The 15,481-nt window shown below is 72.7% G+C and carries 5 protein-coding genes; all 5 read left to right on the forward strand.

The annotated features are described in order from the left end of the window. The first annotated feature begins 94 nt into the window (after window positions 1-94). The 5 genes from OV207_RS36790 (at window position 95) to OV207_RS36810 (ending at window position 15,453) form a co-directional block, all read left to right on the forward strand. Window positions 95-3,559: a condensation domain-containing protein gene (locus tag OV207_RS36790; RefSeq protein ID WP_267559742.1), complete on the forward strand. Its 3,465-nt coding sequence runs from the start codon at window positions 95-97 to the stop codon at window positions 3,557-3,559. Continuing rightward, window positions 3,556-4,608, forward strand: a complete 1,053-nt coding sequence (locus OV207_RS36795) for a TauD/TfdA family dioxygenase (RefSeq protein WP_267559743.1) — start codon at window positions 3,556-3,558, stop codon at window positions 4,606-4,608. Before OV207_RS36790 ends, OV207_RS36795 begins: the two co-directional genes overlap by 4 nt. Window positions 4,609-4,632: 24 nt before the next feature. Further along, a complete protein-coding gene (locus OV207_RS36800) occupies window positions 4,633-5,679 on the forward strand; it encodes a TauD/TfdA family dioxygenase (protein WP_267559744.1) in 1,047 nt (348 codons plus the stop codon). Between the two features lie 61 nt (window positions 5,680-5,740). Further along, entirely contained in the window at window positions 5,741-9,769 is a 4,029-nt protein-coding gene (locus OV207_RS36805; protein ID WP_267559745.1) for a non-ribosomal peptide synthetase, read from the forward strand. Further along, window positions 9,766-15,453: an SDR family NAD(P)-dependent oxidoreductase gene (locus tag OV207_RS36810; RefSeq protein ID WP_267559746.1), complete on the forward strand. Its 5,688-nt coding sequence runs from the start codon at window positions 9,766-9,768 to the stop codon at window positions 15,451-15,453. The genes OV207_RS36805 and OV207_RS36810 overlap by 4 nt, the downstream gene beginning before the upstream one ends. Window positions 15,454-15,481 lie beyond the last annotated feature (28 nt).

The following is a 15,481-nucleotide window of genomic DNA, read 5'->3' on the forward strand; positions in this document are numbered from 1 at the left end:
TTCTGACTTCGGTTTCCATCCAGGGCGAGAACATTTTAATAATGGTTCACAGGACGGCCGCTCAAAACCCAGCTCTATGAACTTTCTTCAAATCATGGCCTTGCGCGCTGCATCAACGCCCGAAGCGCGGGCCTTCGTCTTCCTGGATGACGGAGAGAGCGAGGGCGGGAGCCTCACCTACGCGGAGCTGCAGCGGCGCACGTTGGAGGTGGGCGGCCTGCTCCAGGAGGCCGGGGCGCGGGGCGAGCGCGTGCTCCTGCTGTTTCCGCCGGGGCTGGATTATCTGGTGGCCTTCCTGGGATGTCTCCAGGCGGGGGCGGTCGCCGTCCCCGCCTACCCGCCGGATCCCACCCGGCTGGCGCGCACCCTGCCCCGACTGGAGGCGTTGACCGCGGATGCGCAGGTCCGCTTCGTCCTGGCCCCCTCCTTCATCCGCGACATGGCCCAGGGGCTGTTCGAACAGTCCGGGGCACTCGCGCGGGCCTCGTGGCTGGCCATCGAGGACGCGGCCCCGGGACACGCGGGCGCGTGGAAGGCGCCGGACACGACGCCGGACACGGTGGCGTTCCTCCAATACACGTCCGGCTCCACCGGCTCGCCGCGCGGCGTGGTGCTCACCCACGCCAACCTGCTCCACAACTCCCAGGCCATCCAGCGGTGCTTCCAGCACGACGCGGACAGCGTGGGCGTCATCTGGCTGCCGCCGTACCACGACATGGGCCTCATCGGCGGCATCCTCCAGCCGCTCTTCGTGGGCTTCCCCGTCGTGCTGATGTCGCCCATGGACTTCCTGGCGCGCCCGCTGCGCTGGTTGCAGGCGGTGTCCCGCTACCGCGCCACCACCAGCGGCGGCCCCAACTTCGCCTATGAGCTGTGCGTCCGGAAGGCGACCCCGGAGCAGGTGGCGGCGTTGGATCTGGGCTCCTGGCGGCTCGCGTTCAATGGCGCGGAGCCCATCCACCCCGCCACGCTGGAGCGCTTCCGCGACACCTTCGCGCCCGCCGGCTTCCGCCCCCAGGCGATGTATCCCTGCTACGGACTGGCGGAGGGCACGCTCATCGCCTCCGGCAAGGGAGCGGCGCTGCCCCAGCTCAGCGCCTTCCGCAAGGACGCGCTGGCGGACAACGAGGCCGTGCCCGTCGCCGCCACGGAGCCGGGCGCGCTCCAACTGGTGGGCTGTGGCGTGCGCCTGCCGGATCAAGAGCTGCTCATCGTGGATCCCACGCGGCGGCTGCCCCTGCCCGAAGGCAAGGTCGGGGAGGTGTGGCTGCGCGGGCCCTCCGTCGCCCAGGGCTACTGGAACCGCCCCGAGGAGACGGCGGAGAGCTTCCAGGCGCGGCGCGCGGATGCGCCCGCCGAAGGCCCCTACCTGCGCACCGGCGACCTGGGCTTCCTGCGCGAAGGCGAGCTGTTCGTCAGCGGGCGCCTCAAGGACCTGATCATCGTCCGGGGCCGCAACCACCATCCCCACGACCTGGAGCGGACCGCCGTCGCCAGCCACCCGGCGCTGCGGCCCGGATGCTCCGCGGCGTTCGGCGTGCAGGCCCACGGCGCGGAGCGGCTGGTGCTGGTGCAGGAGGTGGACACGCGCAAGGCGTTCGACGCCACGGAGTGCGCGCGCGGCCTGCGCGAGGCCGTGGTGCGGGAGCACGGCGTCCACATGGACGAGGTGGTGTTCATCGAGCCCGGCAGCCTGCCCAAGACGTCGAGCGGCAAGGTGCAGCGCCGCGCCACCCGGGCGGCCTGGCTGGAGGGCCAGCTCCAGGTGGTGGCCCTCGACGCCTCCGTTGCGCACGACGGGGCGCCTTCAGCCGTCCCGGAGCTGCCGCCGCTGGACGCGTTGCGCGCCCTGACGTCGGACATGCGCGACGCGCGGATCGCGGACTGGCTCCTGGCGCGCGCGTCGGTGGCACTGCGCGTGGCCCCGGGCAGCGTGGACCGCGAGGCCCCGCTCGTGCAATTGGGCCTGGACTCGCTGGCGTCGGTGGAGCTGCGGGCCGACATCGAGTCGGCGCTCGGCCTGTCCATTCCGCTGCCCGAGCTGCTGGGGAGCATCACGCTCACGGAGCTGACGCGGCGCTGTCAGGGCGCGCTCGACTCCGGGCCGGGCCTGGCGCTCCGGCCTGGCCCGGTGCCTCGCGAGGGGACGCTGCCGCTGTCGTTTCCGCAGGAGGAGCTGTGGCTCGCCTCGCGGCTGGACCCGAGCGGCGGCGGGTACAACATCTCCTCGGCCCTGAGCCTGCGGGGGACGCTGCGGACGGAGTGGCTGGAGGCGGCCCTGCTGGAGATCACCCGCCGCCACGAGGCCCTGCGGACCTGCTTCCCCGAAGTGGATGGGCGCCCGGTGCAGCGCATCCTGCCCGCCGCGCCCCTGGCGATCCCGGTGGAGGATCTGCGCGCGCTCGCCCCGGAGGCCCGCGAGGCCCGCCTCCAGGAGGTGGCGCTGTCGGAGGCGAGGGCTCCGTTCGCGCTCCAGCACGGCCCCCTGCTGAGGGCCCGGCTGCTGTGGCTGGAGGATGCGCGGCACGCGCTGCTCTTCACCGTGCACCACATCGTCGCGGACGGCTGGTCCATGCGCCTGATCATCCAGGAGCTCACGGCCCTGTACTCCGCCTTCCAGGCGGGCGTGACGCCCACCCTGCCCGCGCTGCCCTACCAGTACGCGGACTTCGCGGTGTGGCAGCGCCAGCGGCTGACGGGCGCGCACCTGGAGTCGTTGCTCGACTGGTGGCGCGCGGAGGTGGCGGGACTCCCCACCGCGCTGAAGCTGCCCACGGACCGTGAGCCCGGAGGCCCGCCGGATGCGCGCGGCGGCACGCTGAGCACGCGGCTGTCACCTGAGCTGGCGGCGAGCCTGCGGGAGGGCTGCGCCCGGCAGGGCGTGACGCCGTTCATGTGGATGCTCGCGGTCTTCCAGACGCTGCTCGCGCGCACCACCGGGCAGGAGGACGTCCCGGTGGGCGTCGCGGACCTGGGCCGCGCCGCCCCGGGCACCGAGCGCGTCATCGGCAACTTCGTCAACATGCTGGTGCTGCGCACGCCGCTGGGCGGCGATCCCCCGTTCAGCGAGGTGCTGCACCGCGTGAAGGAGCGCTCGCTGGGCGCCGCCGCCCACGCCGAGCTCCCCTACGAGCAGTTGGGGCGAGGCCGGCCTCCGCTGTTCCGCGCCGCGTTCGGCACCCAGAACCAGCCGCGCGAGCGCGTGTCGCTGCCCGGCCTGGAGGTGGAGCCGCTGCTGTTCGACTCCGGCGTGTCCCGGTTGGATCTCACGCTGTGGGCATCGGAGACGCCCGAAGGGCTGCGCTGTCACTGGACCTACGCCACGCGCCTGTTCGACGCGTCCAGCGTGGAGCGGCTGCACCGCCGCTTCGTGCGCCTGCTGGAGGACTCGCTGGCGCGCCCGGACACGCGGCTGGCGGCGCTGGCCCTGGACTCCGACGACGACGCGACACCCCAGCTCCAGGGCGCCCTGGGCCGGCTGGGCACCCGGCGGCGCCGTGGCGCTGGCTCGGACGGCGGCACCCCTCCACCCGGCACGTCAGGAGACCCCACCTCATGAAGGACGCCCTGTCTGGACTGGGGGCGCGCTCACGCCGCCCCGTGAAGCTGTCGCGCACGGAGCTGGTGACGACGCGGCTCCCCGAAGGCGAGGACTGTCCGCTCATCCTCGAACCCCGCGTGGAGGGGCTGGAGCTGGTGCAGTGGGCGGGCGAAAACCGCGCGTACCTGGAGGAGGAGCTGGCCCGGGTGGGCGGGCTGATGTTGCGCGGCTTCCGCATGGGCGGCGTGGACGGCTTCGCGGACTTCGTGCGGGCGACGTCCGGCGCGCCCCTGCCCTACACGGAGCGCTCGTCGCCGCGCGAGGTCGTGAAGGATCAGATCTACACGTCGACGTCGCACCCGTCCGACCAGGAGATCTTTCCGCACACGGAGCAGTCCTACAACCTGACGTTCCCGCAGAAGATCTACTTCCACTGCGTGACGGCGCCCACCGAAGCCGGCGCCACGCCCATCACCAGCACCCGCCGCATCCTGCGCGAGCTGCCGCGCGACGTGGTGGAGCGCTTCGTGGCGCGCGGCTACCGCTACGTGCGCAACTTCGGTGACGGGCTGGGCCTGTCGTGGCAGGAGGCCTTCCAGACGACGGAGCGCGCGGAGGTGGAGCAGTACTGCCGCGACAGCCAGATCGACTTCCAGTGGCTGGGCCAGGGCCGGCTGCGCACCAGCCAGCGGCGCCCGTGCGTGGCCCGCCATCCGACCACCGGTGAGCTGGCCTGGTTCAACCACGCCACGTTCTTCCACGTCAGCACCCTGCCCGCGCCCCTCGTCGCCCACCTGCGCTCGCTCTACGCCGAGGAGGAGATGCCCAACAACACCTTCTACGGCGACGGCGCTCCCATCGAGCCGGAGGTCCTGGAGCTGCTGCGCGCCGCCTACCTGCGCGCCCGCGTGGCGGTGCCGTGGCAGGTGGGGGACGTGCTGCTGCTGGACAACATGCTCATGGGACACGGTCGCCAGCCCTTCAAGGGCGAGCGCAAGGTCGTGGTCGCCATGGCGGACCCCCGCCGCTGGGCGGACGTGGTCTTCGACGGGCCGCTCCCCGCCTGACGCCCCGCGCACCCGAGAGAACACATGACGCGCAAACCCGACATCGCTGGCCCCGGCATCCCTTCGCGCCGCCGCGCGCCCATGAAGCTGTCCACCACGTCGCTGGTGAAGGTGGGCAGCCTCCCTGACGCCGAGGGCTTCCCGCTCGTCGTGGAGCCCACGCTGGAGGACCTGGATCCGGCGGACTGGGCCGCGAACCACCGCGAGTGGATCGACGCGAAGCTTCAGGAGTCCGGCGCCCTGCTGTTCCGCGGCTTCCGCGTGCCGGATGCCTTCGCCTTCCGCGCCTTCGTGGGGGCGCTCAGCAGCGAGCTGCTGGACTACGTGGAGCGCGCCGCGCCCCGCACGCAGGTGGCGCCCAACGTCTACACCTCCACCGAGTTCGCCGCGGACCAGTCCATCCCGCTGCACCACGAGATGTCCTACTCCCACAACTGGCCCTCCCGGCTGTGGTTCTACTGCGACGTGCCCTCGCCGGTGGGCGGCGCCACGCCGCTCGCGCCGGAGCGCCTTGTCACCGCGCGCATCCCGGAGGACATCCGTCAGCGCTTCCTGGAGAAGAAGGTCATGTACGTCCGCAACTACGGCGAGGGCGTGGACCTGTCGTGGCAGGAGGCGTTCCAGACGCAGGAGCGCGCGGAGGTGGAGCGCTACTGCCAGAGCTGCGGCATGACCTGCGAGTGGCGCGACGGCGACCGGCTGCGCACGCGCGCGGTGAGGCAGGTGATGGCCACCCACCCGCGCACCGGCGAAGCGCTGTGGTTCAACCACGCGCCCATCTTCCATGAGACGAACCTGTCTGCGTCGGTGAGAGAAGCGCTGCGGGCCCAGTTCCGTCCGGACGAGATGCCGCGCAACGCCTTCTATGGCGACGGCAGCCCGCTGGAGCCCGAAGTCCTGGAGCGCATCCGCGGCGTCTACGCCGACGCCACCGTGCGCTTCCCCTGGCAGAAGGGCGACGTCCTCATGGTGGACAACTTCCTCGCGGTCCACGGACGCGACCCCTTCGAGGGCGAGCGCTCCATCCTGGTCGCCATGGCCGAGCTGTACGTGAGCCCGGGCCCGGGCTGAGCAGCGCGCCGCCCCGTCCTCCCCTTCCCTTCTTCCTTCCGTACGCAGGAGCAACACGACGATGAGCATCGACGAGATCGAGGGCTACCCCCTCTCCGCCGAGCAGCGGCGCCTCTGGGCCACCGGCGGCCCGGCCGGCACGCAGCGGGTGCGCGCGGAGCTCTCCCTCACGGGTCCCCTGCGCGTGGACGCGCTCGAGCGGGCCCTGGCCGACACGGGCCAGCGCTATGAAGTCCTGCGCACGCGCCTGTCGCGGCTGGCCGGCATGAGCACGCCGCTCCAGGCCGTGGCGGAGCTGTCCGTCGGACTCCACCGGGGTGTCCCTCCCCAGGAGCCCGTGGCCCAGGCCCCGGAGGCAGGCCCGCTGCGCTGCACGGTGCACTCGGAGGACGCCCAGCGTCACCGGCTCTGGCTGGAGCTGCCGGCGCTGTGTATGGATCCGTTCGCGCTGCGCGACCTGACGACCGCGCTGGGGCGCGCCTACGCGGGCGACCCGGGCCCGGACGAACCGCTCCAGTACATCGACTACGCGGACTGGCAGCGCGAGTTCCTCGCGGGCGAGGACAAGGCCGAGGCCGCCGCGTACTGGCGCCAGCTGGCGGAGTCCCTCCCCGCGCCCACGACCCTGCCCTACGAGCGCAAGGAAGGCGCCCGGGCCCCAACGTCCTTCCAGGTGATGGAGGCGGAGGTGGCGGACACCGGGCCGCTGCGCGCGCTGGCGGACCGCTTCAGCGTGGAGCTGGACACGCTCGCGCACGCCGCGTTCCAGGGGCTCCTGTGGCGGCTGACGGGACGCGGGCCGGTGGTGTCCACGCTCCGGGTGGATGGCCGTGCGTACGAACAGCTTGAAGGCGCGCTGGGCACCTTCGCCCGCTCGCTGCCGGTGGTGACGACGATCCCCTCCGACTACCGGCTGGCGGATCTGCTGGAGCGGCTGCGCCAGACGCACGCGGCCCACCGCAAGCACGCCATCGCCTTCGACGCGGACGCCTACCCCTCGCTGGTGCCGTCCGCCTCGCAGGCCCCGTGCGCGTTCCGCTTCGTCTCCTGGCCCGACGAGGAGCACGCGGGCACGCGCTTCCACCTGGAGCGGCTGGAGGCACACGAGGACGTGGCGGGCCTGATGCTCGCCGTCACGGACGACGGCCGCCGCCTCGCGCTGCGCCTGGAGTACGACGCGGGCCGCTTCGAGGAGGCGGACATGCGCCGCTTCCTCCAGGCCTACCGCGTCTTCCTGGGCGAGCTGCTCGCGCACCCCGAAGCGCGCCTGGGGACGCTGCGCCTGCTGGACGCGGAGGAGGAGCGCCGCGTGGTGCACGGCTGGAACGCCACCGCGTTGAACGTGGAGGGCGGCTGCGTCCACGAGCACTTCGCCACCGTGGCGGCCTCCCAGCCGGACGCCATCGCCCTGGTCTGCGAGGGCGTGCGGTTGACGTTCCGCGAGGCGAACCGGCGCGCGAACCAGCTCGCCGCGCACCTGCGCTCGATGGGCGTCGCGACGGGGGACGCCGTGGGCCTGTGCATGCCCCGGTCGGTGGACGCCATCGTCGCCCTGCTGGGCATCCTGAAGGCGGGCGCGGCCTACGTGCCGCTCGACGCGGAGCTGCCGGCGAAGCGGCTGGTCTTCATCCTGGAGAACACGCGCGCGTCCGTCGCCGTCACCACGGCGGAGCTGGAGGGGCGCCTGGAGGGCTTCACCGGCGCCCGGGTGCGCCTGGACGCGGACGCCGCGCAGCTCGCCGCGCGTAGCGACGCGGATCCTTCGCTGCCCCTGGATCCGGAGCACGTCGCCTACGTGCTCTACACGTCCGGCTCCAGCGGCCAGCCCAAGGGCGTGATGGTGCGCCACCGGGGGCTCGCCAACCTGGGCGCGGCGCTCGAACAGGCCGTCTATCGCGGACGCGGGCCCCGGCTCGCGGTGGGCCTCAACGCGTCCCTGGCCTTCGACGCCTCCGTGAAGCAGCTCATCCAGGTGTGCCAGGGCCACACGCTCCACGTGCTCACCGACCGCATCCGGCTGGACGGCAAGGCGCTGGCGGCCTCGCTGCGCGAGAGCCCGCTGGACGTGCTGGACCTCACGCCCACGCAACTGAGGCTGCTGCTGGAGAACGAGGACGGCGTGAGCCTGGCCCAGCTGCCGGTGTTGCTGCTGGGAGGCGAGGCCATCACCCCGGACCTCTGGAAGCGCCTCGCCCAGGAGGGGCGCGGTGCGTTCAACCTCTACGGCCCCACCGAGTGCACGGTGGACACCACGGCGGTGGCCGTCACGGCCCAGGCGCCCGAGCCCACCATCGGTGGACCGCTGGCCAACGTGCGCGTGTACCTGCTGGACGCGGACGGACGGCCCGTTCCCGTGGGCGTCCCCGGTGAGCTGTTCATCGGCGGGGACGGCGTGGCGCGGGGCTATCACGGCCGGCCGGACCTGACCGCGGAGCGCTTCCTGCCCGACCCGTTCAGCGGCGTCCCTGGCGCGCGGATGTACCGCAGCGGGGACGTGATGCGCTTCAACGAGCAGGGGCAGCTCGCCTTCATGGGCCGCGCGGACTTCCAGGTGAAGGTGCGCGGCTTCCGCATCGAGCTGGAGGAGATTGAGCAGGCCCTGGGGAGCCACGCGTCGGTGAAGCACGCCGCCGTCGTCGCCCGCCCCGATGCGCAGGGTGAGCAGCAGCTGGTGGCCTACGTGGTCCCCAAGCGCCGCCATGGGTCCCGGCTGGACTCGCGCGCCCGGTACGCGCTGCCCAACGGCATGGCCGTCCTCCACCAGAACAAGAACGAGACGGACTACCTCTACCGCGAGCTGTTCCACGAGCGGCTGTACATCCGCCACGGCGTCCAGCTCCCGGCACGGGGCGTCATCCTGGACGTCGGGGCGAACATCGGCATGTTCTCGCTGTTCGCCAGCCTGAACGCGCCGGACTGCCAGGTGTATGCCTTCGAGCCGCTCGCGCCCCTGTACGAGACGGCCGCCGCGAACTGCGAGCTGTACGGCCCCCGGGTGAAGGTGTTCCCGGTGGGGCTGTCCAACCACGAGCACTCCGCGACGTTCACGTACTACAGCCGCTACACGATGATGTCCGGCCAGTCCGAGTACGCGAACCCCGAGGACGAGGTGAGCGTCATCAAGACGTTCCTCCGCAACCAGCGCACCGCGGGGGACTCGGCCGCGGACACGCTGCTGACCAACGCGGACGAGCTGCTGGAGGGCCGCTTCGCCGAGGAGCGCCACACGGCGCGCCTGCGCCGCCTGTCCGACGTGATGCGCGAGGAGGGCATCCGCCACGTCGACCTGTTGAAGGTGGACGTACAACGCGCGGAGCTGGACGTGCTGGAGGGCATCGACGCGGAGCACTGGCCGGCCATCCAGCAGGTGGTGATGGAGGTGCACGACGCCCGGGGCCACGCGAGCGAGGGCCGGGCCCAACGCATCACCGCGCTGCTGGAGGCGAAGGGCTTCCGCGTGCGGGTGGATCAGGATCCGCTCCTGGAAGGCACGGACCGGCACAACCTCTACGCCTGGCGCGAAGGCGGAGCGGTGGTGGCGGCGTCGGCCTCCGCCGCGCTGGACGCGAGGACGGTGGCGACCCCGCTCACCGACGACGTGGTGCGCACGCACCTGCGGCAGGTGCTGCCGGAGTTCATGCTGCCCCGCCATGTCGTCTTCCTGGATGCGCTGCCGCTCACCCTCACCGGCAAGGTGGACCGCAAGGCCCTGCCCGCGCCGGAGGCGGTGGCGTCCAGCGCGCGCGCCGCCTACGTGGAGCCGCGCAACGAGCTGGAGCGCCGCATCGCGGCCGTGTTCGCGGAGGTGCTGAAGCTGGAGAAGGTGGGCATCCACGACGCCTTCTTCGACCTGGGCGGGCACTCGCTGCTGCTCGTGCAGGCGCACAACCGCCTGGGCAAGGTGCTGGAGACGCCCCTGTCCATGCTGGATCTCTTCCGCCATCCCACGGTGGCCTCGCTCGTCGCGTTCCTGGAGGCGGGCCGGGCGCCCGCGCGCGAGACGACCGAGGACGTGGACGAAGCCGCCCGGAAACGGGTGGAAGCCATGAAGCGTCAGAAGGACCGCAGCAAGGGCAGGGGTGACACATGAGCGGCACCGGTGGACAGGAAGGGCTGGAGGGCATTGCCGTCGTCGGCATGGCGGGCCGTTTTCCCGGCGCTTCGGATGTGGACGCGTTCTGGAAGAACCTCCGCGACGGCGTGGAGTCCATCCGCTTCTATTCGGAGGCGGAGCTGCTGGACGCGGGCGTGTCCCCGGAGCTGCTGGCGGACCCCGCCTACGTGCGGGCCAACGCGGCCCTGGAGGGCGTGGAGCTGTTCGACGCCGGCTTCTTCGGGATGAACCCCGGCGTGGCGCAGATCACCGACCCGCAGCAGCGCGTGTTCCTGGAGGTGGCGTGGCACGCCCTGGAGCACGCGGGCTACGACGCGGAGCGGTTCTCCGGTGACATCGGCGTCTTCGGCGGGCTCAGCATCAACACGTACCTGCTGGAGAACCTGGCCGGCAATCGGCAGCTCATCGAGTCCCACGGCCTGCTCCAGGCGGCCATCGCCAACCGGGGCGACCACCTGGCCACGCTGACGGCCTACAAGCTCAACCTGCGCGGCCCCGCCTTCACCGTGCAGAGCACCTGCTCCACCGCCCTGTCCGCGGTGCACCTGGCGTGTCAGGCGCTGCTCTCGTACCAGACGGACATGGCCCTGGCGGGCGGCGTCGCGGTGCGCGTGCCGCAGACCATGGGCTACCTGTTCCAGGAGGGCGGCGTGGCCTCTCCGGACGGACACTGCCGCCCCTTCGATGCCCAGGCCAAGGGCACCGTCTTCGGCAGCGGCGCCGGCGCCGTCGTCCTCAAGCGCCTGGAGGACGCCATCGCCGCGGGCGACACCATCCATGCCGTCATCCGGGGCTCGGCGGCCAACAACGACGGCGCGTCGAAGATCGGCTACACGGCGCCCTCCCCCGAAGGCCAGCGCCGCGCCATCAGCATGGCCCTGGCGGTGGCGGGCGTGCCCCCGGAGACGGTGGGGTACGTGGAGTGTCACGGCACCGGCACCGTGCTGGGGGACCCGATAGAGGTGGAGGCCCTCACCCAGGCCTTCGGGGCGAAGACGCAGCGGCGGCAGTTCTGCGCGCTCGGGTCGGTGAAGAGCAACATCGGCCACCTGGACACGGCGGCGGGCATCGCGGGGCTCATCAAGACGGTGCTCTGCCTGAAGCACCAGCAGCTTCCGCCCACCCTGCACTTCGAGTCGCCCAACCCGGCCATCGACCTGCAGAAGAGCCCCTTCTACGTCAACGCGCGCCTGAGCGACTGGGCCCGGCCGGCCACGCATCCCCGGCGCGCGGGCGTGAGCTCGTTCGGCATCGGAGGCACCAACGTGCACCTGGTGCTGGAGGAGGCGCCGCCCGTGCAGGCCGCGCGTGCCTCCGACGGCTGGCACACGCTGGTGCTGTCGGCGCGCACCGCGAGCGCGCTGGAGGCCCGGACGGACGAGCTGCGGCGGCACCTGGAAGCGCACCCGGAGCTGGACCTGGCGGACGTGGCCTTCACGCTCCAGCAGGGGCGCAGGCCCTTCGAGGTGCGGCGCGCCCTCACCTGCCGCTCGGTGGCGGACGCGGTGGAGACCTTGGAGCGCCTGCCTCCGGAGCGCACCTGGACGGGCAAGGTGGAGGGCCATGCGCGCTCCGTCGCGTTCCTCTTCCCCGGCGTCGGCAGTCAGCACCCGGGAATGGCGCGCGAGCTGGCCGAAGCGCTGCCCGTCTTCCGCGAGCACCTGGACACCAGCCTCAAGGCGCTGGACACGGCGCTGGGCATGGACCTGCGTCCCCTGCTCTTTCCCCGTCCAGGCGCCGAGGCCGCGGCCGCGGAGGCCCTGTCCCATACGCACGTGGCCGAGCCCGCGCTCTTCGCGGTGGAGTACGCGCTGGCGGCGACGTGGAAGGCCTGGGGCGTGCAGCCGCGCGCGGTGCTGGGCGAGGGCATTGGCGAGTACACCGCCGCGTGCGTCGCGGGCGTGGTGTCCTTCGCGGACGCCGTCACGCTGGTGGCGCTGCGCAGCCGGTTGGTGAAGCGCCTGCCCGAGGGCGCCATGACGCTGGTCATGCTCCCCGAGCAGGAGCTTGCGGCGCTGCTGCCCCCGCACGGCCTGTCCCTGGCCTGGGTGGGGCGGCCGTCGGTGGGCACGGTGTCCGGCCCGAAGGCCGGCATCGAGGCGCTGGAGGCGGGGCTGCGGCAGCGCGGCGTCGCCTTCCGGCGCCTGCTGGGAGACCGCGCGCTCCAGTCACCGGACGTGGATGGCATCAGCGCGGAGCTGGGCACCGCCGTGCGCCGCGTCTCCTTCCAGGCCCCCACCATCCCCTTCTTCTCCGGCGTCCACGCCGGCTGGGTCACGGGGACGGAGGTCGCGGAGGCGTCGTGGTGGGCGTCGCAGTTGCGGCGCACGCTGCGGCTGTCGCCGGGAATCGAAGCGCTGTTCCAGGAGCCGGACCGGCTGCTGCTGGAGGTGGGCCCGGGGCGGACCTGGCTCAACATCGCCCGGCTGCACCCCGCGAAGTCGCCCCGGCAGACGGTGCTGGGCTCGCTCGCGCAGGACGTGAAGGAGGCCTCGGAGCCTCGGGCGATGCTGGCCGCGCTCGCGCGCCTGTGGATGTCCGGCGCGCCGGTGGACTGGGAGGGCGTGCACGCGGGAGCGTCGCGACGTCGCGTCCCGCTGCCGCAGTACCCCTTCGAGCGACAGCGGCTCTGGCTGGATCCGACGCCGCGCACCCCCACGCGCGCCGTGACGGAGGAGCCGCTGCCTCCGCGCCGGGTGGATCCCGCTGACTGGTTCTTCGTCCCCTCGTGGAAGCGGACCGCGCCGCCGGTGCCGGCCTCGCGCGAGCCCGAGCGCGTGCTGCTCTTCGTGGACGCCTTCGGCCTGGGGGAGCTGCTGGCCTCCCGCCTGGAGCAGCGGGGCCACACGGTGATGCGCGTGGAGCGGGGCAGCTCGGGAGCTTCCGCGCCGTCCGCGGGCCGCTACACGCTGGATCCCCGTTCGCCCGGTGACTACCGGCGGCTGTTGCAGGAGCTGAAGGATCAGGGCCGCTCGCCCGCGCGCATCGTGCACCTGTGGAGCGTGGATCCGCAGCGCTCCGCGGGCTCGCGCCTGGACGTGCTGCCCCGCGTGGAGGAGGCGGGCTTCCGCAGCCTGATGTACCTGGCCCAGGCGGTGGGCGCCGTCTACGCCACGACGCCCGTGGAGCTTCAGGTGCTGGCAAGCCAGCTCTTCTCCGTGTCGGGTGAGGAGACGCTCTGTCCGGAGAAGGCGACCCTGCTGGGGCCGTGCCTCGTCATCGGGCAGGAGTACCCGAACGTGCGGTGCCGGCTCATCGACGTGCCCCTGCCCACCCCTGGCAGCACCGGGGAGGCGGGGCTCGTCGGGCACCTGCTCGCGGAGGTGGAGTCGCGCGCGGCGGATGCCGTGACCGCGTGGCGTGGGCGTCACCGCTGGGTGCGCACGCACGAGTCCGTGCGCCTGGAGGCACCGGAAGGCCGCGTGCCCCGGCTGCGTCCGGGGGGCGTGTACCTGATCACGGGCGGCCTGGGCGGCATCGGCCTGGTGCTCGCGCAGGACGTGGCGAAGATGGCGGGGGGCGCCCGGCTGGTGCTGCTGGGACGTCAGCCGCTGCCGGAGCGCGCGACCTGGAGCGCCCTGCTGGAGTCGCAGCCCCAGTCCCCCCACGCGAACGTCATCCGCGCCATCCGCGACCTGGAGCGCGGCGGCTCCGAGGTGATGACCGTCGCCGCGGACGTGACGGACCGGGCGCGCATGGCCGAGGTCCTGGCCGACGTGCGCGCGCGCTTCGGCGCCGTGCATGGCCTCATCCACGCGGCGGGCGTGCCGGCGGGCGGCGCGCTCCAGCTCAAGACGGATGAGATCGCGCAGCGCGTGTTCGCCCCCAAGGTGCGGGGCACGCTCGTGCTGGATGCGCTCCTGGAGGGCCAGCCGCTCGACTTCGTCATCCACTGCGCGTCCCGCACCTCCGTGCTGGGCGGCTTCGGACAGGCGGACTACGTCGCGGCCAACGCCTTCCTGGACGCCTGGGCGCACCACAAGTCCCTCACGTCCTCCACCTTCACCGTCGCCGTGGACTGGTGTTCGTGGCGCGACGTCGGGATGCTCGCCAACGCCGCGGGCGCGAAGGCCGCGTTGCCGGTCCGGACTCCCGCGGCGGCCATCAGCGGCGCACCCGTGGAGCTGGGACACCCCCTGCTTTCGCGGCGGATGCCCTCCGCCCCCGGCACGGAGGTGTATGAGACGGTGCTCCGCGTCGACACGCACTGGGTGCTCGACGACCACCGCATCCTGGGCAACCCGGTCATCGCGGGCACGACCTACCTGGAGATGGTGCGCGCCGCGTTCGCGCAGCGCACGGAGCGCCAGGACCTGGAGATCTCCGACGTCTACTTCCTCACCCCGCTGTCGGTGCGCGTGGGTGACCAGCGCGTGGCGCGGCTGGAGCTGACGGACGAGGGCGCGGACGGCTTCAGCTTCCACGTCAGCAGCCGGAGCGCGGAGGGCGCGGACCTCATCCGTCACGTCATGGGACGGGCGCGGCCGCTGGCCTCCACCCCGGCGCCCCAGCACGACCTGGCGGCGCTCACGGCGGGCTGCCCCACGGTGAAGGTCTTCACCGACGACGACTCGCACGACGAGGACCACGGTCCCCGGTGGCAGTGCGTGCGGCAGGTGCGCTGGGGCGAGCAGCAGGTGCTGGCCACCCTGGAGCTGCCGGCCGAGTTCGCCTCCGACCTGGACGTGATGAAGCTGCACCCGTCGCTCTTGGACAAGTCCATCGGCACGGGGCGCGACTTCATCCTGGGCGCGGTGCCGTACATGCCGTACTCGTACCAGCGCCTCGTCTTCCGGCACCCCTTCACGCGCCGCATCCACGTGCACACGCGCTCGCACGGCGAGGGCTCCAACCGCAGCGAGACCCCGGCGTTCGACCTGCGGATCATGGACGACACGGGCCGGGAGCTGGTGGAGATCACCCGCTTCGCGCTCAAGCGCGTCAACGACGTGGGCGCCATGTACAAGAACCTGGCGAGCCGCGACGCCGCGCCCGCCGCCGCGGTCGTGAGGGCACCCGCCGCCGCGCCCGCCTCCGCCCCCGCGGAGAACGTCTTCCAGCAGATCCTCCGCCAGGAGGCCATCTCCCCGGAGGAGGGCGTGGACCTGCTGCGGCGCGTGCTCGCGAGCGCGGAGCTGCCGCAGGTGGTGGTGTCCACCCGCGACCTGAACGCCCTGCTGGCGCGCGGCCTCATCCACACGTCGCCCTCCAAGGCCGCCGAGGAGGAGGTGGAGGCGGAGGCCAGCACGGACGCGTCCTCCCAGGCCATCCGGCGTCCCCGGCCAGAGCTGCCCATCCCCTTCCAGGCCCCCGAAACGAAGCTGCAGGAGCAGCTGGGTGACATCCTGAAGGAGGTCCTCGCGGTGGACCGCGTGGGCCTGCGCGACAACTTCTTCGACCTGGGCGGTGACTCCGTGATGGCCATCCAGATCGTCTCCCGCATCAAGAAGCGCCTGGGGCGGGAGATCGCGGTGGTGCAGCTCTTCGAAGCCCCCACGCTGGGCGCCCTGGCCACGCTGCTGGGCGGCGCGGCGGGGGGCCTGGAGGACGCGGCCTCCGCGCAGACGGAGACCGCCACGCCCGCCGGCGAGGACAGCGCGAGCCGGGGTGCGCGCCGTCGCGCCAGGGCCATTGCCAGGCGCGGTCCCGAGGGCGAGTAGCCCAGGGCCCCGACCCTCCCTCATTTTT

Origin of the sequence: Corallococcus sp. BB11-1 (assembly GCF_026626625.1) — a bacterium.
GTDB classification, from domain to species: Bacteria; Myxococcota; Myxococcia; order Myxococcales; family Myxococcaceae; genus Corallococcus; species Corallococcus soli.

Excerpts from the sequence above, each read along its gene's own strand:
- OV207_RS36790 (WP_267559742.1), top strand. The coding sequence starts at position 95 with ATGGCCTTGCGCGCTGCATCAACGCCCGAAGCGCGGGCCTTCGTCTTC.
- OV207_RS36795 (WP_267559743.1), top strand. The coding sequence starts at position 3,556 with ATGAAGGACGCCCTGTCTGGACTGGGGGCGCGCTCACGCCGCCCCGTG.
- OV207_RS36800 (WP_267559744.1), top strand. The coding sequence starts at position 4,633 with ATGACGCGCAAACCCGACATCGCTGGCCCCGGCATCCCTTCGCGCCGC.
- OV207_RS36805 (WP_267559745.1), top strand. The coding sequence starts at position 5,741 with ATGAGCATCGACGAGATCGAGGGCTACCCCCTCTCCGCCGAGCAGCGG.
- OV207_RS36810 (WP_267559746.1), top strand. The coding sequence starts at position 9,766 with ATGAGCGGCACCGGTGGACAGGAAGGGCTGGAGGGCATTGCCGTCGTC.